The sequence below is a fragment of the Methylobacterium sp. OAE515 genome, from assembly GCF_041806315.1.
Lineage (GTDB): Bacteria > Pseudomonadota > Alphaproteobacteria > Rhizobiales > Beijerinckiaceae > Methylobacterium > Methylobacterium tardum.
Genome location: NZ_JBGMUV010000001.1, coordinates 5973703 through 5991583, shown reverse-complemented (window position 1 = coordinate 5991583; position 17881 = coordinate 5973703). Strand labels below are relative to the sequence as shown.

Annotated in this window: 14 protein-coding genes; 8 read left to right on the top strand and 6 right to left on the bottom strand. The window is 68.8% G+C overall.

The features are described from left to right. Positions 1-174: 174 nt before the first annotated feature. Together ABIE45_RS29185 and fabI are read left to right on the top strand one after the other, a co-directional pair. A complete protein-coding gene (locus ABIE45_RS29185; protein WP_192708008.1) occupies positions 175-1086 on the top strand; it encodes a DnaJ C-terminal domain-containing protein in 912 nt (303 codons plus the stop codon). Between the two features lie 129 nt (positions 1087-1215). Beyond that, positions 1216-2040, top strand: coding sequence for an enoyl-ACP reductase FabI (fabI, locus tag ABIE45_RS29180; RefSeq protein WP_192708009.1), 825 nt, complete (start codon positions 1216-1218; stop codon positions 2038-2040). Between the two features lie 41 nt (positions 2041-2081). On the opposite strand, the gene ABIE45_RS29175 is transcribed toward fabI, so the two are convergent. Together ABIE45_RS29175 and ABIE45_RS29170 are read right to left on the bottom strand one after the other, a co-directional pair. Continuing rightward, positions 2082-3236 (bottom strand): AAA family ATPase, encoded by a 1155-nt coding sequence (locus ABIE45_RS29175; protein ID WP_192708010.1) that lies wholly within the window; start codon positions 3234-3236, stop codon positions 2082-2084. A gap of 15 nt (positions 3237-3251) precedes the next feature. Further along, entirely contained in the window at positions 3252-4244 is a 993-nt protein-coding gene (locus ABIE45_RS29170) for a polyphosphate kinase 2 family protein (protein WP_192708011.1), read from the bottom strand. Positions 4245-4341: 97 nt separating this feature from the next. Here ABIE45_RS29170 and ABIE45_RS29165 point away from each other — a divergent pair, with 97 nt between their 5' ends. The 3 genes from ABIE45_RS29165 (at position 4342) to ABIE45_RS29155 (ending at position 10687) form a co-directional block, all read left to right on the top strand. Further along, positions 4342-4929 carry a histidine phosphatase family protein gene (locus ABIE45_RS29165; protein WP_192708127.1) on the top strand — a complete coding sequence of 196 codons (588 nt, stop codon included), beginning with the start codon at positions 4342-4344 and terminating at the stop codon, positions 4927-4929. A 110-nt stretch (positions 4930-5039) separates the two neighbouring features. Then, positions 5040-9110 carry a Pls/PosA family non-ribosomal peptide synthetase gene (locus ABIE45_RS29160; protein ID WP_192708012.1) on the top strand — a complete coding sequence of 1357 codons (4071 nt, stop codon included), beginning with the start codon at positions 5040-5042 and terminating at the stop codon, positions 9108-9110. A 425-nt stretch (positions 9111-9535) separates the two neighbouring features. Then, entirely contained in the window at positions 9536-10687 is a 1152-nt protein-coding gene (locus ABIE45_RS29155; RefSeq protein WP_192708013.1) for a GGDEF domain-containing protein, read from the top strand. Positions 10688-10712: 25 nt separating this feature from the next. On the opposite strand, the gene ABIE45_RS29150 is transcribed toward ABIE45_RS29155, so the two are convergent. Further along, complete coding sequence (locus tag ABIE45_RS29150) at positions 10713-12188, bottom strand: PAS domain-containing methyl-accepting chemotaxis protein (protein ID WP_192708014.1); 1476 nt, start codon at positions 12186-12188, stop codon at positions 10713-10715. Positions 12189-12562: 374 nt separating this feature from the next. On the opposite strand from ABIE45_RS29150, the gene ABIE45_RS29145 reads away from it, so the two are divergent. Further along, positions 12563-12769 (top strand): SlyX family protein, encoded by a 207-nt coding sequence (locus ABIE45_RS29145; RefSeq protein WP_192708015.1) that lies wholly within the window; start codon positions 12563-12565, stop codon positions 12767-12769. Between the two features lie 42 nt (positions 12770-12811). Here the strand turns inward: ABIE45_RS29145 and ABIE45_RS29140 are convergent, their stop codons facing one another. Then, positions 12812-14245, bottom strand: coding sequence for an NAD-dependent succinate-semialdehyde dehydrogenase (locus ABIE45_RS29140; RefSeq protein ID WP_192708016.1), 1434 nt, complete (start codon positions 14243-14245; stop codon positions 12812-12814). A 101-nt stretch (positions 14246-14346) separates the two neighbouring features. Next, complete coding sequence (locus ABIE45_RS29135) at positions 14347-15132, bottom strand: class II glutamine amidotransferase (RefSeq protein WP_192708017.1); 786 nt, start codon at positions 15130-15132, stop codon at positions 14347-14349. A gap of 322 nt (positions 15133-15454) precedes the next feature. On the opposite strand from ABIE45_RS29135, the gene ABIE45_RS29130 reads away from it, so the two are divergent. Further along, positions 15455-15847 (top strand): response regulator, encoded by a 393-nt coding sequence (locus ABIE45_RS29130; protein WP_192708018.1) that lies wholly within the window; start codon positions 15455-15457, stop codon positions 15845-15847. A 222-nt stretch (positions 15848-16069) separates the two neighbouring features. On the opposite strand, the gene rpsU is transcribed toward ABIE45_RS29130, so the two are convergent. Next, positions 16070-16405: a 30S ribosomal protein S21 gene (gene rpsU / locus ABIE45_RS29125; RefSeq protein WP_192708019.1), complete on the bottom strand. Its 336-nt coding sequence runs from the start codon at positions 16403-16405 to the stop codon at positions 16070-16072. Positions 16406-16627: 222 nt separating this feature from the next. On the opposite strand from rpsU, the gene ABIE45_RS29120 reads away from it, so the two are divergent. Continuing rightward, entirely contained in the window at positions 16628-17674 is a 1047-nt protein-coding gene (locus ABIE45_RS29120) for a low specificity L-threonine aldolase (protein ID WP_192708020.1), read from the top strand. Positions 17675-17881 lie beyond the last annotated feature (207 nt).

Genomic DNA, 17881 nt, shown 5'->3' with positions numbered 1-17881 from the left:
GAGGCAGCGCGCACCCGGCTGACGGCACAAGTATGCCTCGCCGCCCGTCGGGGCGAGAGCCGCCGCTTGACGCCACGCCCGAACCCGCAGACTTTCGGCGGCAGGACCGTTGCAGGGATGCAACATCCTTCCCACATCGGGGTCGAAACCCCACACCGCACAGCCAAGAGTTCCATGCGCAATCCCTACGACGTGCTGGGCGTGGCCAAGGGGGCGAGCGAGGCCGAGATCAAGAAGGCCTATCGCAAGCTCGCCAAGGACTTCCACCCCGACCGCAACAAGAACGACGTGAAGGCGAAGGACCGGTTCGCCGAGGCGAATGCCGCCTACGAGATTCTGGGCGACGCCGAGAAGCGCAAGCAGTTCGACCGCGGCGAAATTGACGCCGAGGGCAAGCCGCGCGCGACCGGCTTCGAGGGCTTCGGCGGCGGACGAGGCGGCGGGTTCGACTTCGAGAACATGGCCCGCAGCCGGCAGGGTGGCATGGGCGGCGGGATGGGCGAGGATATCTTCTCGCACATCTTCGGCGAGGCTTTCCGCGCGGGCGGAGCCGGCCCAGGCGCGCGTCAGACTGCCAAGGGCGACGACGTGGCCGCCGAGCTGTCGGTGACGCTGGAGCAGGTCGCCAGCGAGGAGAAGCTGCGCCTGTACCTGCCCACCGGGCGCGAGGTCGACGTGGTCATCCCGCGCGGCGTGGTGGATGGCCAGACCATCCGGCTCCGCGGCCTCGGCCAGAGCGGCGGCCCGCGCGGCGAGGCGGGCGATGCGCTGCTGACCATCAAGCTCCGGCCCCATCCCGGCTTCACGGTCGAGGGCGCCGATCTGCGAACCACCGTCGAGGTGCCGCTGGAGGATGCCGTCCTCGGGGGAACGATCCGCGTCCCGACGCTCACCGGTGCCGTCGAGATGAAGATCCCGGCGATGACCAGTTCCGGCCGCACCTTCCGCCTGCGCGGCAAGGGCCTGCCGAAGAAGGACGGGACGCAGGGTGACCTGTTCGCCACGACCGCGATCGTCCTGCCGCGGGATGAGGACGCGGCCCTGATGGAGTTCGCCCGCGGCCGCCGCGCCGCCAAGGCTGCCTGAGCGAGGCGGCCTGAGAAAGTGGCGCCAGCCTGAAAGTGCGTGGAGGCAGCCCGGACTTCCGTCTCCGGGCCACCTCCGCTAAGGAGGCGCCCCGGCGCCGCGAGGTGCCGCAAGGCTTCGGGATCGATCATGGCGGAACACGGGCAGGGCCTTCTGGCGGGCAAGCGGGGCATCGTCCTCGGGGTCGCCAACAACCGCTCGATCGCCTGGGGTATCGCCCGCAGCGCCCGTGCCCACGGAGCCGAGCTCGCCTTCACCTATCAGGGCGACGCGCTGCGCAAGCGGGTCGAGCCGCTCGCCAAGGAACTCGACGCCCACGTCATCGGCCATTGCGATGTGACCGATTCGGCCACGATCGACGCGGTGTTCGCGGAGGCGGCCAGGGTCTTTCCCGACGGCATCGACTTCGTGGTCCACTGCGTCGCCTTCTCCGACAAGGACGAGCTGACCGGCCGCTACATCGAGACCTCGGAGGACAACTTCACCAAGTCGCTCCTGGTCTCGTGCTACTCCTTCACCGCGGTGGCGCAGCGGGCCGAGAAGATCATGCGCCCGGGCGGTTCGCTCGTGACGCTGACCTATTACGGCGCCGAGAAGTGGATGCCGCATTACAACGTCATGGGCGTCGCCAAGGCGGCGCTCGAAGCCTCGGTCCGGTATCTCGCGGCCGATCTCGGCCCGAAGAACATCCGCGTCAACGCGATATCGGCGGGCCCGATCAAGACGCTCGCGGCCTCGGGAATCGGCGATTTCCGCTACATCCTGAAGTGGAACGAGTACAACGCGCCGCTCAGGCGGACCGTGACGATCGGCGAGGTCGGCGAGACCGCCGCCTATCTCGTCTCCGACATGGCGGCCGGCATGACCGGCGAGATCCTGCACGTGGATGCAGGCTACCACGTCGTCGGCATGAAGAACCCCGACGCGCCGGACCTGACCCTCGACAAGGATTAGGATCCAGCTCGACCTGCTTCGCCGCACGGCCGGCAACGGGATCAATCCGCGTCGGCTTCGGCGAACGTGCCCGAGAGGCGCAAACCCTCGATCCAGGTCTCGCCGTCGCGCTTGAGGACGGTCCGCGGACGCGGACCGCCGGAGGCCGCGATGGCATCGGCCAGGCGATCGGAATGGGTGACCAGCCAGACCTGCGTGCGCTCCGCCGCCCGGGCGATCAGCCGGGCCAGCGGCTCCATCAGGTCGGGATGCAGGCTGGTCTCCGGCTCGTTCAGGGCGATGAACGGCGGCAGCCGGTATCCGAGCAGGGCACCGGCCAGGGCGAGGAAGCGCAAGGTCCCGTCCGACAGCTCCGACGCGTCGAAGATCCGCTTAGCGAAGTCGGGGAAGGTCACGCCGAAGCTCGCCTCCCGCGCCGGTTCCGGCACGATCAGGCGCGCCCCCGGAAAGGCGCCGTCGATGGCCTCATCGAGGTCCGTTGTGTCCTGGCAGATATGGGCGAGCGTCGCGAAGACCGCGGCGAGATCGGAGCCGTCCGAGGCCAGGGTCGGTGTGGTCACCGCGAGGCACGGCCGCCGCAGGGGTGAATCGGCGTCGGTCCGGAAGCCGTGGTGGAATCGCCACGCCGCCATGGCCAGCCGCACCAGGGCGATCTCCGGCTGGCCGGTTGCGATCAGGGCACTGCCAAGCGCGGTCTCGGTGGCGAGCAGATCGATCCCGAGGCTTTGCTTGCGCCCGTCGGCGTCGCGCACGAAGCCGCTGCGGCCGTCCCGGTCGAGGATCACGGCCGTCCGGCCACCATTGCACACGGTCAGACGCTCGGCCTTCACCTGCGGCTCGTGCCGGAAGGCCGCGCCGTAGATCTCGGCGCCGGCCTGCGGCACCAGCCCGATCTCCGCCGTGTAGGCGAAAACCTGCCCGGTCTCGTCATCGCTCAGGCTGACGGACAGGCAGAGCCGGGCGGGCTCGCCCTGGCGGCGTCGGCCGGCCCAGAGCACCGAATCCATGCCGCCTTCCGCAGCGAGGTCGCGGGTCAGCGTGCCCAGGGCCGCCGCCTGCAGCAGCTCCAGGGCCCGGTAGAGGTTGGTCTTGCCCGTCCCGTTGCCGCCGACAAAGACCGACAGGTCTTCGACCGGGAAGCTGATCCGCCGGAGCGAGCGGTAACCCGAGACCGCGACCTCGCGTACCGCCAGCATGCCGAGCCTCCCGCTTCAATCCGGAACGGTCAGATCGGCGATGCCCTTGGCAGCCTCGGGGAATCGCGGATCCATCGCCTCCAGCGTATCCGCCACGGTCTTGGCGATCACGTAGTTGCGGAACCATTTGTGATTGGCCGGCACCACCAGCCACGGGGCACGGGGGGTCGAGCAGCGCGAGAGCGCGTCCGCGAAGGCCTGCTGATAGGCATCCCAGGATTTCCGCTCGACGAGGTCGGCAGGGTCGAACTTCCAGTGCTTTTCCGGATCGGCGATCCGCGCCTCCAGGCGCTTCTTCTGCTCCGCCTTTGAGATGTGCAGGAAGAATTTCAGGATGGTCGTGCCCGATTCCGTGAGCAGCTGCTCGAAGTCGTTGATCCGGCCGTAGCGGCTCTGCCAGACCGCGTCCGGGACCAGGCCTTTCACCCGCACAACGAGCACGTCCTCGTAGTGGCTGCGGTTGAAGACGCCGATCATGCCGCGCCCCGGCGTTCGGGCGTGGTAGCGCCACAGGAAATCGTGATCGCGTTCGTCGCTGGAGGGCACCTTGAACGAGGCGACGGTGCAACCCTGCGGGTTCACGCCCTTCAGCACCGCCCGGATCGTCCCATCCTTGCCGCCGGTGTCGATGGCCTGGAACACCAGCAGGAGGCTGCGAGCCCGCTCGGCATAGAGGCGCTCCTGCAGCGCGATGATCCGCTCGCGCTCGCGGCCCAGAGCCTCCTTCGCCCAGTCCTTGTCGAGGCCGCCGTCGGCGTCGGCATCCACCGCGCCGAGGTCGATCCGCGTGCCGGGCTCGACCACCGTGATGCCCGCTGCGGCAGGGATCGGGACCTCCCGATGCGCTCCCAGGGCGGCCGGGATGCTCTCGGCGTTTGCGTCGATCGTGCTGGCCCATCGGGCCGTCGAGGGGCGCTTCGCATGGGCTGTCCCGTGCAGGTCGTCCCCGTCTGTCATGCGCTGGTCGCGCTTCTGGCCGCGATGATGCTTGCCGTTCTTCTTCGACATAGGGCAGGACCTGTTTCCGGACGTTGCCGACCGACGGCGAGAACGGCCGGCACTCCTGGCCGTTCCGAACGCCTGCGCAGGACGGGATGTGAGACGGTTGGTTACGATCTACTTCATCCGCCACGGCCAGACCGATTGGAACGCCGAGGGACGCCTTCAAGGCGGTCGCGACACCGACCTGAACGCGCAAGGGGAGGCGCAGGCGGTCGCGGTTGCGGAGCGCCTCGCCAAGCTGGCCGGCTCGACGCTCGCTGAGGCGCAGTTCGTCGCGAGTCCGCTCAAGCGCACCCGACGGACCATGGAGATCCTGCGCACGACGCTCGGGCTCAGCGCCGACGGGTACGGGACTGACCCGAGGCTGCGGGAGATCGGTTTCGGCAACTGGGAGGGCTCGACCTGGGCGGAGATCCGCCGCCGCGACCCGGCCGGCGCCGCCGGGCGCGACCGCGACCGCTGGCATCACCGCCCACCGGGCCATGGCGGCGAGAGCTATGCCGCACTCGTGCAGCGGGTCGGCCCGATGCTCGCCGGGCTGCAACGGGACACGGTCGTCGTCGCCCATGGCGGGGTGGCGCGCGCGGCCCTGGTCGCGCTCGGTCACCTCGATATCTACGCCGCGCCGCGGCTCGGCATTCGCCAGGGGGAGGTTCTGGTCCTCGAGCCTGACGGCTGGCGCTGGGGTTGATCCCGTGCGCGGGCGCAGTGCAAAGCCGCCTCGATAACGGCATGATCGGCAGGCTATAGGGCGGCCGCCACGGAAGTGCCGGCCCGGGCGGGCGGCCAGCGGAGCAGCGGATGAGCGACGTCGCCGAGAAGACCCGGCCCGGATTGGCGGCCGGGGAGCGCGAGCGTCCCGGCGAGGGGGCCGCCGTCCTGCGCGGCGCGCACCGTCCGGACCTGATCCGCGACGAGGTGCTGGCCGAGATTTTTTTGGATTCGGCCCGCAGCCGTCCTGACCATCCGTGCCTGATCGACGGCGCGCGCGTCGAGGCGGGCGGCGTCCACCCACGCCTGACCTACGCCGCAGTTGCCGCCCGCGCAGGCCGGATCGCGGCCGGGCTCGCCCACCGCGGCATCGGTCCCGGCGATGTGGTCGGCCTGTGGATGGCCCGGGGCCCGGACCTGCTCGTGGCGCAGATCGGCATCACGCTCTCGGGCGCCGCGTGGCTGCCCTTCGACGCTGAGGCGCCGGCCGACCGGGTCGGGGTCTGCCTGACGGACGCGGCCGCCAAGGCGCTGCTGGTCTCTCCGGCGCTCAAGCCTTCCGCACCGGACGCGGCACCCGCCCTGACGCCGGCCGATCTCGATGCCGCGACCCCCGCCGACGCACCGGTCCCCGCCGCCCGCGCCGCCGGCCTGACGCCCGAGCACCCCGCCTATCTGATCTACACCTCGGGCTCGACCGGCGTGCCCAAGGGCATCGTCATCAGTCACGCCAACATCTGCCACTTCCTGCGCTCGGGAAACGCGCTCTACGGGATGCGCGCCGACGACGTGGTGTTCCAGGGAGCTTCGGTCGCCTTCGATCTCTCCATGGAAGAGATCTGGGTCCCGTACCTCGTGGGCGCGACCTTGTTCGTGGCGAGCCCTGCCATGATGGGCGACGTGGAATCGCTGCCGGGCATCCTCGAGGCGGAGCGGATCACGGTGCTGGACACCGTGCCGACCCTGCTGGCGATGATCTCGGGCGATCTGCCGACCGTGCGCCTCGTCCTGCTCGGCGGCGAGGCGCTCCCCGAGCCGCTGGTCGCCCGCTGGGCGACGGGCTCACGCCAGTTGTTCAACACCTACGGGCCGACCGAGGCCACGGTCGTGGCCACCGCCGCCGAGATGCGGCCCGGCGAGCCGGTCACCATCGGCGGTCCGATCCCGAACTACTCCGTCTATGTGGCGGGCGAGGATCTGAGCCTGCTCGGCCGCGACCAGCAGGGCGAGCTGCTGATCGGCGGCCCCGGCGTGGCGCGGGGCTACCTTGCCCGGCCGGAGCTGACGGCGGAAAAATTCATCGCCAACCCCTTCGCGTCGGACGGGACCGACCCGGTCCTGTACCGCTCGGGCGACGCGGTCTCGCTCGATGCCGCCGGCCGGATCGTGTTCCACGGCCGCATCGACGATCAGGTCAAGATCCGCGGCTTCCGGGTGGAGCTCGGCGAGATCGAGGCGCGGATCCGCAGCGTACCCGAGATCAATCAGGCTGCCGTGGTGCTGCGGCAGGATGACGGGGTCGATCGCCTCGTGGCGTTCCTGATCCCGGAGCGTGGCCGCGCCATCGATACCGCGGCGCTCCGGCGGACGCTGGCCGGGCAGATGCCGCCCTACATGGTGCCCGGCCACTTCGAGGTAGCCGAGACGCTGCCGCGCCTGACCTCCGGCAAGGTCGACCGCAAGGCCCTCAAGATCGCCCCGCTCACCGTGGTCTCGGCCGACGGCGAGCAGGAGCCCCCGGTGAACGAGACGGAGGCGGCCCTCGTCGCAGCCGCCAAGCAGATCTTCGGCAACCAGCCGATCCCGCTGGAAGGCGACTTCTTCGCCGACCTCGGCGGCCACTCGCTGCTCGCAGCCCGCTTCGTCTCGGCTGTGCGCGAGACGCCGGCCCTCGCCGGCATCACCCTGCCGGACGTCTACGCCCTGCGCACGGTGCGGGCGATGGCCGACGCGCTGATCGCGCGCACCGGCGGGATGGGCGCCTCGGCGGCAATCCGCGACCTCAGCTTCGACCCGCCCCCGCTGCTGCGCCGGGCCCTGTGCGGCCTCGCGCAACTGGTGGCGCTGCCCTTCGTGATCGCGCTCGCGACCGCGCAGTGGCTCGGCATGTTCGTCACTTACCTGCTGCTCACCGGCGGCGGCCTCAGCTTCTTCGCCGAACTCGGGGTGCTGCTCCTCGTCTACGTGGCGATCAACGGCGTCACGGCCGTGGCGGCGGTCGCCGGCAAGTGGCTGATCCTCGGGAAGACCAAGCCCGGCCGGTATCCGCTCTGGGGCGCCTATTATTACCGCTGGTGGCTGGCGCAGCGGCTCGCGCCGCTCGTCCACGTCAAGTGGCTGCAGGGTTCTCCGGCCATCGCGATCTATCTCCGTCTGATGGGCGCCAAGATCGGCCGCGACACCCTGATCTCCGATATCGAGGTCGGCGCGCCCGACCTCCTGACGATCGGCGACGGAGCCTCGCTCGGCGGCCGGCTGGTCATCGCCAATGCCGAGATCGTCGGAAACGAGCTGGTGATCGGCCGGGTCGAGATCGGCGCCGACACGGCGGTCGGGACCTCCTGCGTGCTCAGCCACGACACGGTGGTCGGCCCGCAGGCCGAGATCGGCGACCTCACCACGATCCCGGCCGGAACGCGGGTCGGCGCCGCCGAGCGCTGGGACGGCTCACCCGGCCGCAAGGTCGGCATGGCCGAGCCGACAGAGCTGCCCGCACCGGCCGAGGCCTCATGGCGGCGTCGGGCCGGCTTCATGGCGGCCTATGTGGTGCTGCTCGGCGCGATCCCGGCCGTCGGCCTGCTGCCGATCTTCCCGGCCTTCTTCATCTTCGACCAGATCTCGGACTCGCTGTCCGACATCACCGACGTCGACTACCACTGGTACCTGCCGATCCTCACCTGGCCCACCGCCATGCTGATGACCGCCGGCACCGTGCTGCTGATCGCCGGCATCCGCTGGATCGTGCTGCCGCGGACGCGCTCCGGTACCTACTCGGTCCACTCGCTGTTCTACCTGCGGAAATGGTCGCTGGCCCTCGCCGTCGAGGTGACGCTGGAGACGCTCTCGTCGCTGTTCGCCACGGTCTACATGCGGGCCTGGTACCGGCTGATGGGCGCCAATATGGGCCACGGCGCGGAGATCTCGACCAACCTCTCCGGACGCTACGACCTCGCCGAGGTCGGCGCGAAGAACTTCATCGCCGACGAGGTGGTGTACGGCGAGGAGGAGATCCGACGCGGCTGGATGCACCTGGAGCCGACCCGCACCGGAGCGCGCGTGTTCGTCGGCAACGACGCCGTCGTGCCGCCGGGCGCCGTGATCCCGGACGACGTGCTGATCGGCATCAAGTCGAAGCCGCCGGCGAACGAGGCCATGAGCCCCGGGGAGACGTGGTTCGGCTCGCCGCCGATCCGGCTGCCGGCCCGGCAGAAGGTCGATCTCGGCTCGACCGCGCAAACCTACGAGCCCGGGATCTGGCCGAAGGTGCGACGCGGCATCTTCGAGGCGTTCGCGACCTCGTTCTCGCCGATGCTCTACATCACGCTCGCGATCACCGTGATCGACTGGTACTTCTATCCCGCCATCCTGGAGCAGGATTGGACGGGGCTGGCCGTCAGCTTCGTGGCGGCGAGCGTCGCCATCGCGCTGATCCAGTCGTCGGCCGTCATCGCCATGAAGTGGCTGCTGATGGGCGTCTACAAGCCCGGCATGCAGCCGATGTGGTCCTGGTGGGCGATGCGCACCGAGGCCATCGCGGTGGCTTACTGGGGGCTGGCCGGCAAGGTGCTGCTGGAGCACCTCCAGGGCACGCCGTTCCTGCCCTGGGTGCTGCGCCTGTTCGGCGTGAAAGTCGGCCAGGGCGTGTGCATGCTCACCACCGACATCACGGAATTCGACTGCGTTACGATCGGCGACTACGCCACGATCAACCGTGTCTCCGCGCTCCAGACCCACCTCTACGAGGACCGGATCATGAAGATCGGCCGCGTCGTGGTCGGGCGCGGCGTCTCCGTGGGCGCCTTCTCGACGGTGCTTTACGACACGAAGGTCGGTGACTTCGCGCGGCTGCGCCCTCTCACCATCGTGATGAAGGGCGAGTCGATTCCGGCCAACACCGAGTGGGAAGGCGCACCGGCGGTCCCGGTGATCCATGCCACCTGATACGATGGCGCGTTGAGCGGTTCGGTCAACGCGTCCCGCATCGTCATCACGCGCGCAGCGAGGTAACCCAGAGCCACGCGACATCAGCCGTCGTGGCGCCGCCTGGATTGCTTCGCTCCGCTCGCAAGGACGGCGCTGCTGAGATCAGCGATCCAGAATGGAATGAACGGACGGACCCTGAACAGTCGTTGGCACCGAACTCCCGCATCTACCCGGCCTGACTTCGCCTGACAGCGCTATGTTGTCGGCTGACCATTCCGTGTGTTGCCGCCGATCATTATCCGTTCTGAGGGTAGGTATATTGTCATATAGATAAACGTACTGTACTGATGTTTGTATCAAGCGATTCGTCTTCGAACGGCCTCAGCGGCGCGTGCTCGGGGGCGGCCTCGGCAGCGCATCTGGTTGGAGATCGATGGACGGTCGTGCAGCTTGATCCCGCCACCCTGCTGATCGTCAGTGCGGCGACGACGCTGCTGGTCGGCGCGTTGTTCCTGGCTTCGTGGCGACAGGCACCCGAATCGCGCTCGCTCGCGTTCTGGGGCGCCGCGCACCTCGTCGGCGCGGTCGGCTCAGCCGGGTTGGCTTTGCGTGGGCAGATCCCCGATCTCATCTCCATCGGCGTGGCGAACGCGATCGTCCTCGCCGCCTATGGCCTGATCTGGAGCGGCGTGCGATCGTTCGAAGGCCTGAATCCTCGTGTGGGCTGGGCCACGGCCGGTGCGCTCGTCTGGTGCGCGCTCTGCTTTGTCCCCGCCTTCTACGACTCGATCGTGCTGCGGATCCTGTACGCCTCCGCGGCGGCGACGCTCTACTGCGGCGCGGCGACCGTCGAGATCTGGCGCGGCCGTGACGAGCGCCTGGCCTCCCGGATCACGGCTGCCGCCGTTCTCGGACTGCACGGGCTGTTCTATCTCGTGCGGATCCCCTCGACCTTTCTGGCGCCGCCGCGGCCCGGTCTGAACCCGCTCGCATCGCCGTGGGTGGCCATCCTGTGCTTCGTAACCCTGCTCTTCTCGATCGCCTCCGCCTTCACCTTCATGGCTTTGGTGAAGGAGCGGGCCGAGCGGAAGCAGCGCATTGCCGCGTCCACGGACGCGCTCACGGGCGTGCGCAACCGCCGGGCCTTCGCGGAGGCCGCCCAGGCGGCAATGATCAAGCAAGGCGGGGCGCTCCTGCTGTTCGACCTCGACCGGTTCAAGGCCGTCAACGATGTCCACGGGCATGCGGTCGGCGACGCGGTGCTGGTGGGGTTCTGCGCCATGACTGCCTCCCTGCTGCCGCGGGGGGCGCTGCTGGGGCGCCTGGGCGGCGAGGAATTCGCCTGCTTCCTGCCGGAGGTCTCCCCCGCCGAGGCACTGGCCCGGGCCGAGGGGCTGCGCCACACCTTCGCGCAGCTCTTGGTGCCCGAACTGCCCGACCTGCGCGTGAGCGTCAGCATCGGGATTGCGCAGGCCCGCGATGGCGTCGGGTTCGAGACGTTGATGCTGCGGGCTGACGCCGCGCTCTACACTGCCAAGCACGGCGGCCGCGACCGGGTCGCCGTGGCCGATATGGCGGCCGCACGGGCGGCCTGAGGTCAGGCTCGCGGCACCCGGGCGCTCAGGCGAGGGCGCGCGCGGCCTCCGAGACCTTGCGCACCGAGGCATCCACAGAGGCCGCGGAAGCGGCGATGTCCGCCATCGCGGCGCGCGCGGTCTCGACGCTCTGAGCGGCCGATTGCATGTTCTCGGTCAGATCGCGGGTTACCGCCGCCTGCTCGGTGACGGCGGAGGATACGCTGAGCGTGATCTCGCTGAGCTGCTCGATGGTGGTGCCGATCCCGTCGATCGCGGCCACCGCGCGGGCGGTTTCCGTCTGCACGGCCGTGATCTGGGTGCCGATCTCCCCGGTCGCCCGGGCCGTCTGCTCGGCCAGCGCCTTCACCTCGGCCGCCACGACCGCGAAGCCCTTGCCCGCGGCGCCTGCCCGGGCGGCCTCGATCGTCGCGTTGAGCGCGAGCAGGTTCGTCTGGTCGGCGATCGAGCGGATCAGGCTGACGGCAGCGCCGATCCGGTCGGCGGCGCCGGTCAGACCGACGACGATCGCACCCGCTTCCTCGGCGCGCGTGACCACCTTGTCGACCGAGGATTTCGCCAGCAGGGCATGGCGGCTCAGCTCCTCGATCGAGGAGGCGAACTCCTCCGAGCCCGCGGCGACGGCCTGGACGTTGTGCGCGGTCTGGTTCGAGGCCTCCGAGGTCTCGTCGGCCTGCTGGACCACACGGCTCATCGAGTCGCGGATTGCCGCGATGTCCGCATCGATGGTGCGCTGACCCGCGGCCCGGCGCTCCCGGTCCTCGACCTGCCGGGTGACGTCGGTGGCGAACTTGACGACGGCGCAGGGCGCGCCCGCCGCATCCAGGATCGGATTGTAGGCGCCGAAGATCCAGACGGTGCGGCCATCCTTGCCCACACGGCGGAACTCGCCGGATTGATGGCGACCGGCGGCAAGGTTCGCCCAGAATGTCGTGTACGCCGTGCCGGCCGCCTCGGCCGACGGCATGAACATCCTGTGATGGCGCCCGCGGACCTCCTCAAGGGTGTAGCCCATCGTCGACAGGAAGTTCGCATTCGCATCCGTGATGGTGCCGTCCAGCGTGAAGCAGATCACGGCCTGCGAGCGGTCGAGCGCCGCGATCTGTCCGGCGAACAGCGCGTTGCGCGCGCGCTCCTCGGTGACGTCGGTGGCGAACTTCACGACTTTAACGACTTTGCCCCGGCGGTCCAGGATCGGGTTGTACGAGCCCCTGATCCAGATGACCTGTCCGGACTTGGTCACCCGGGCGAATTCCCGCGCCTCGTGGTGCCCGGCGCCCAGTCGCGCCCAGAACGTCGCATAGTCCGGTTTGGCGCGCTCGGCTTCCGAGACGAAGAGGCTGTGGTGACGCCCGCGCACCTCCTCCAGCGTGTAGCCGACGAGGTGGAGGAAGGCGGGGTTGGCGTCCGTGATCGTGCCGTCCAGATCGAATTCGACCCGGCTCATGGTCCGGTCGATGGCCGAGACCAGCGCGTCAGCGCGCATACCGAACATCGCCATTCGTCGTCCCGGCCCACTCTGTCAATTCGATTGACGTCCTGTAAAATCGGAACGTTTAAAAAGTCACAATTTACATAACCGGCGAGGCCAAAGCCGATGTCCTGTTTACACGCGAACGAAGCATGCGCGGCTCAGAAACTGATTTCACGGCGCTCGCTCTTTTTAACAGCAACCTGAGGTGGCATGTGCGCCGGCTCGCCGCGGACCGAGCTTCCTGGCTCGCTCGCCCACCGATGGTGTCTTGCCGTTCGTTTCCGCGAGGATCGGTGTCGCTGCCCGGGTGCCGCTTCGGTTAGGAGGGGCGGGCGGACAGAGCCGCACGGTCGGGTGGCGGCCGTGATCGACTCATCACCTGTCCCGATTGGAGATCGGACATGAACGCCCCGAGCCGGATCGACCGCCTGGAAATGCGTCTCACCGAGCAGGAAGCGACGATTGACGATCTGAACCGGACGGTGACCAAGCAATGGCAGGTCATCGACCGGCTCACGCGGAAGATCGAAGCCCTGCGGGAGCAGGTGGAGGAGGCGACGGCACGAACCGGCCAGCGCGGACCCGAGCCGCCGCCGCCTCATTACTGATACTTTCGGCCGGCGGCCCCGTGAGACCCGCCGGCCGCGCGATCAGAAATTGGCCTGCGTGACGAACTTGGTCACCAGATACGCGTCCAGTGCCTCAGCGCCGCCCTCGCTGCCATAGCCTGAGTCCTTGACGCCGCCGAACGGCGTCTCCGGCAGGGCAAGACCGTGATGGTTGATCGAGATCATGCCGCTCTCGACCGTGTTCGACACCCGGGCGGCCCGCTCCGCCGAGCGAGTGTAGGCGTAGGCTGCGAGCCCGTAGGGCAGGCGGTTGGCCTCGGTGAGCGCCTCGTCGTCGTCGGAGAACCGATTGATCATCGCCAGGGGGCCGAAGGGCTCCTCGTTCATGATCCGGGCGGTCAGCGGCACCTCGGTGAAGACGGTCGGCTCGAAGAAGTTGCCCTGGTTGCCGATCCGCTTGCCACCGGTGCGCAGGCTCGCGCCGCTCGCCTCGGCATCCGCCGTCAGGGCCGCAATGGCGTCGAGACGCCTCCCGTGGACCAGCGGGCCCATCTTGGTTTCGGGATCGAGGCCGTCACCGACCTTCAGGGTCTTGGCGAAGTCGGTAAACCCTTCGACGAAGCGGTCGAACACCGAATCATGCACGAGGAAGCGGGTCGGCGACACGCAGACCTGGCCGGCATTGCGGAACTTGGAGGGCGCGAGGACGGCGATGGCCTTCTCTACGTCCGCGTCACCGAATACGATCGCCGGGGCGTGGCCGCCGAGCTCCATCGTGGCGCGCTTCATGTGTTCGCCCGCGAGCGCCGCGAGCTTCTTGCCGATCACGGTGGATCCGGTGAAGGAGATCTTCCGAATTACCGGGTGCGGGATCAGGTAGGCGGAGATCGTCTCCGGGTCGCCGTAGACCAGTGACAGCGCGTCGCCCGGGATGCCGGCATCCAGGAAGGCGCGGACCAGCGCGGCGCAGCTCGCCGGGGTGTCCTCGGGGCCTTTCAGGATCACCGTGCAGCCGGTGCAGAGCGCCGCAGAGATCTTCCGGACGGCCTGGTTGATCGGGAAGTTCCAGGGCGTGAAGCAGGCCACCGGACCGACCGCCTCGCGCACGACCGCCTGCAGCACGCCGTCGGCCCGGCCCGGAATCACGCGGCCGTAGGCGCGCTTACCCTCCTCGGCGAACCAGTCGATGATGTCGGCCGCCGCCAGGGTCTCGACCCGCGACTCGGCCAGCGGTTTGCCCTGCTCGAGGGTCATGACGCGGGCGATCTCGTCGACCCGGGCGCGCAGGAGGTCGGCGGCCTTTCGCATCACCTTGGCGCGCTCGAACGGCGCCACCTTGCGCCAATGCGGAAAGGCCCGTGAGGCCGCCGCCAGAGCCTCGTCGAGGTCGCCCTGGGTGGCAACGGCGCATCGGCCGATCGTCTCGCCGGTCGCCGGATTCAGGACCCCCAGGGTCTGCCGGTCAGCGCCCGCCCGCCAGCGTCCCGCGATGTGAAGCTCGGTATCCGGATACATCGGTCAGTTCCCGCCAGGCCGCATGCTCGGCCGTCGGCGGATTTTGGTCATAGGGCGCCCACGGGCAATGCCCTTTCCGGCATGGCTGGGCCGGATTGTATTCAGGCGGCGGCCCTGGCGCGCTCGGGGACTTCGACGACGGTCGGCCCTCCTCGGCGGGCGCGGAGGGTGCCGCCCTTGGGCACGACCTGCCAGCCGTCGCGGCACCCGTCGATCGGCTCCGAAACCACGACGATGCCGCCGGGGCCATCGCGGAAATACAGGCTCGGCGGACGACCGTCGCAGGCCCAGCGATAAGCGGTGAGCGTTTCGCCGTCGGTCAGCAGCGCGGTGAAGCGCAGCGGTTCGCAGACATTGGCGGCCGCCATCAACTCACGGACCGTCCGCAGCGTGCGCGCCATCGCGCCGACGGGATCCTCCTCGAGACCATTGGCCAGGGCCAGCAGGAACAGCGCCTCGGAATCGGTGCTGCCGCGCCGATGATCGTAGAATGCGTCCGGGATCAGGGCCTCGAGCCGGCGCTTGATCCGATGGTAGCCGCCGATCTGCCCGTTGTGCATGAACAGGTGCCGGCCGAAGACGAACGGGTGGCAGTTGGCCCGGGCGGTGGCGGTGCCGGTCGAGGCGCGGACATGCGCGAAGAACGTCCGCGCCCGCACCTGTCCGCACAGGTTCACAAGGTTCTCGTCCGACCAAGCGGGAGAGATGTCCCGATAGACCCCCGGTTCCGGCCGCTCCGCGTACCAACCGATACCGAACCCATCTCCGTTGGTCTCGGTTTTACCCTCGTCGGCGTGCAGCGACTGATGCACCAGCGAGTGGGTCGGCGCGCAGACGAGGTCGGAGAGGAAGACCGGCTCACCGCTGTAGGCGAGGAAACGGCACATGACGGACGTTGATCCTTCAGCTCTGGTTCGCGTTGGATCCGATGGGAACGCCCCGCCGGGTTGGGTCCGCGTTGTCGCAGCAGGTTAACAGTCAGTCCGCTTCGGTGAACAGTTTCTTAACCGACTCCCCACTGCGCCAATTTCGGGCGTTTCGCACGAAACTGGCGCGGCTTGACTGCAACGCAGGCATACGTCCGCCGATTCGCTCGGACTCTTGTGAGCCGGCTCCTGACAGGCCAGCATGGCCGAATCGGGGAATCAGAAGTCCGCTTAGTGGACCGTGACCCGTCGAGGGGCAACGCACCGTCATCAGGAGATTTTCATGGATCGCGCAACGCCCGATAGTTCCAGCCCCGTGGCGCTCGTCGTCGAGGACGATGCGGCGGTGCGCGATCTCGCCACCGCGGTTCTGGAAGAGACGGATCTGGGCGTGATCGCCTGCGAGAGCGCGGAGGCGGCCCTTTCGGTGCTCGAACGCTCCGATGTCACGGTGGCGCTGCTCTTCGCCGACGTGCGCCTGCCAGGAGCCATGGACGGCATCTCCCTCGCCCAGGCGGTCGGCCGCCGCTGGCCGGACGTGCGCGTGGTCGTCACCTCCGGAGCGAGCCGGGATGCGCGCCTGCCCGATCAGGCGGTCTACATGCAGAAGCCGTGGCGGGCGCTCGACGTGCTGGTCCAGGCTGAACGGGCCACGATCGCCGCGAAGGCGGCGTGAGCTAGAGCCGCCGTTCCGAACCGTCATCGCGAGCACAGCGACGCAACTTAGGGCGGCGCGACATTCCTGAATGTCGTGCCGCTGGATTGCTTCGCTCCGTACGCAAAGACGGCAGGGTACCTGCGCGGCTTGATCGGCTTCGGAGTCCGTCTGAAACCGCGCAAAGAAAAAAGCCCGGCTGCTCGCGCAGGCCGGGCTTTCTCGAAACCGTTGTACGGTCGCTCAGGCGACGGAAGCCGGGCTGACCGGGGTCTGACCCGAGGCGTTGCCGCCCTGGCCCTGCGCGGCCGAGGGGGACGGGAAGCCGGGACGGCGGCCGCCGGCGGGGAAGCGCGGCTTCGGCTTCGGCGCGGCGATCAGGCCCTCGCGGATCGCGGTCTTGCGGGCCTGCTTGCGGGCGCGGCGGACAGCCTCGGCCTTCTCGCGCGCCTTGCGCACGGACGGCTTCTCATAAGCCTTGCGCTGCTTCATCTCGCGGAAGATGCCCTCACGCTGCATCTTCTTCTTGAGGACGCGGAGCGCTTGATCGACGTTGTTGTCGCGAACGAGTACCTGCAACGGACTTGATCCTCTGGACCTGGATTTTCGGGCTCACGCGGCCCGCCGCCGATCTGGAAACCGACAACGTCCCTCGCCCGGGAAGAACCCGGGAGGGACGGGAACGTCGGTTTCCGAATCGGCGTGGAGCCCACGCCTTGACGGGGCTATTACACCAAGCGCGCACCAGTTCCAACCTGTCCGGGCGATCGATCTGTGCCGGAGCCGTGCTAGGTTGCGCGGATGAGACAGGACGACTCGCAGCAATTCGCCAGCGACAACTATTCCGGCATCTGTCCGGAAGCCTGGGCGGCCATGGAGGTGGCCAATCGCGGTCACGCGCCGGCCTACGGCGAGGATGCCTGGACGAAGCGCGCCGCGGATGCCTTCCGCGCACTGTTTGAGACGCCGTGCGAAGTGTTCTTCGCCTTCAATGGCACCGCCGCCAACGCCCTGGCGCTGGCCGCGCTGTGCCAGTCCTACCACAGCGTGATCTGCGCCGACTCGGCCCATGTCGAGACCGACGAGTGCGGTGCGCCGGAATTCTTCTCCAACGGTTCGAAGCTCCTGACCGTCCGGACGGAGGGCGGCAAGCTCACGCCGGATCTGATCCGGGGCCTCGCCCAGAACCGCAGCGACATCCACTTCCCGCGGCCGCGGGTGGTGACGATCACCCAGCCGACCGAGACGGGGCAGGTCTACAGCCTCGCCGAGCTGCGGGCGCTGTCGGCGACCTGCCGCGAGCTGGGCCTCGCCCTGCACATGGACGGGTCGCGCTTCGCCAATGCCTGCGCGAGCCTGAACTGCAGCCCGGCCGACATGACGTGGCGGTCGGGCATCGATGTCCTGTGCTTCGGCGGGACCAAGAACGGCATGCATGCCGGCGAGGCGGTGGTGTTCTTCGACGCCAAGCTCGCCGAGGATTTCGGCTACCGTTGCAAGCAGGCCGGACAGCTGGCGTCGAAGATGCGCTTCCTCGCCGCACCCTGGGTCGGCATGCTGGAAAGCGGCGCGTGGCTGAAGAACGCTACCCACGGCAATGCCTGCGCCCGTCGCTTCGCCGAAGCCGTCGCTGGGCTGCCGGGGGTGCGCGCGCTGTTTCCCGTCGAGGCGAACGCGGTGTTTCTGACGATGCCCGTGGCCACCATGGATGGCCTGCGCGCTCGGGGCTGGCGGTTCTACACCTTCATCGGCGGCGGGGCGCGCTTCATGTTCGCCTGGGATGCCCAGACGGAGCGGGTCGACGAGCTGGTCGGTGACCTGCGCACGCTGGCGGCCGCCGCGGCCTGACCGGGCGGACGATCTGGACGCGTGCGGTCCGAACCTTCGGCACGCGCCCTATCGCTCCGCCTCGCCGGTTCCATTCTCCACCTCATCCCGAGGTGCCGAAGCGTAGCGGAGGCCTCGAAGGAGACCTCCAGAAGGCGCTGTGATGCTGGAAGCCTCCTTCGAGATCCGCTGAGGCGGGCAACTCAGGATGAGAGGGATTGCTGGGAA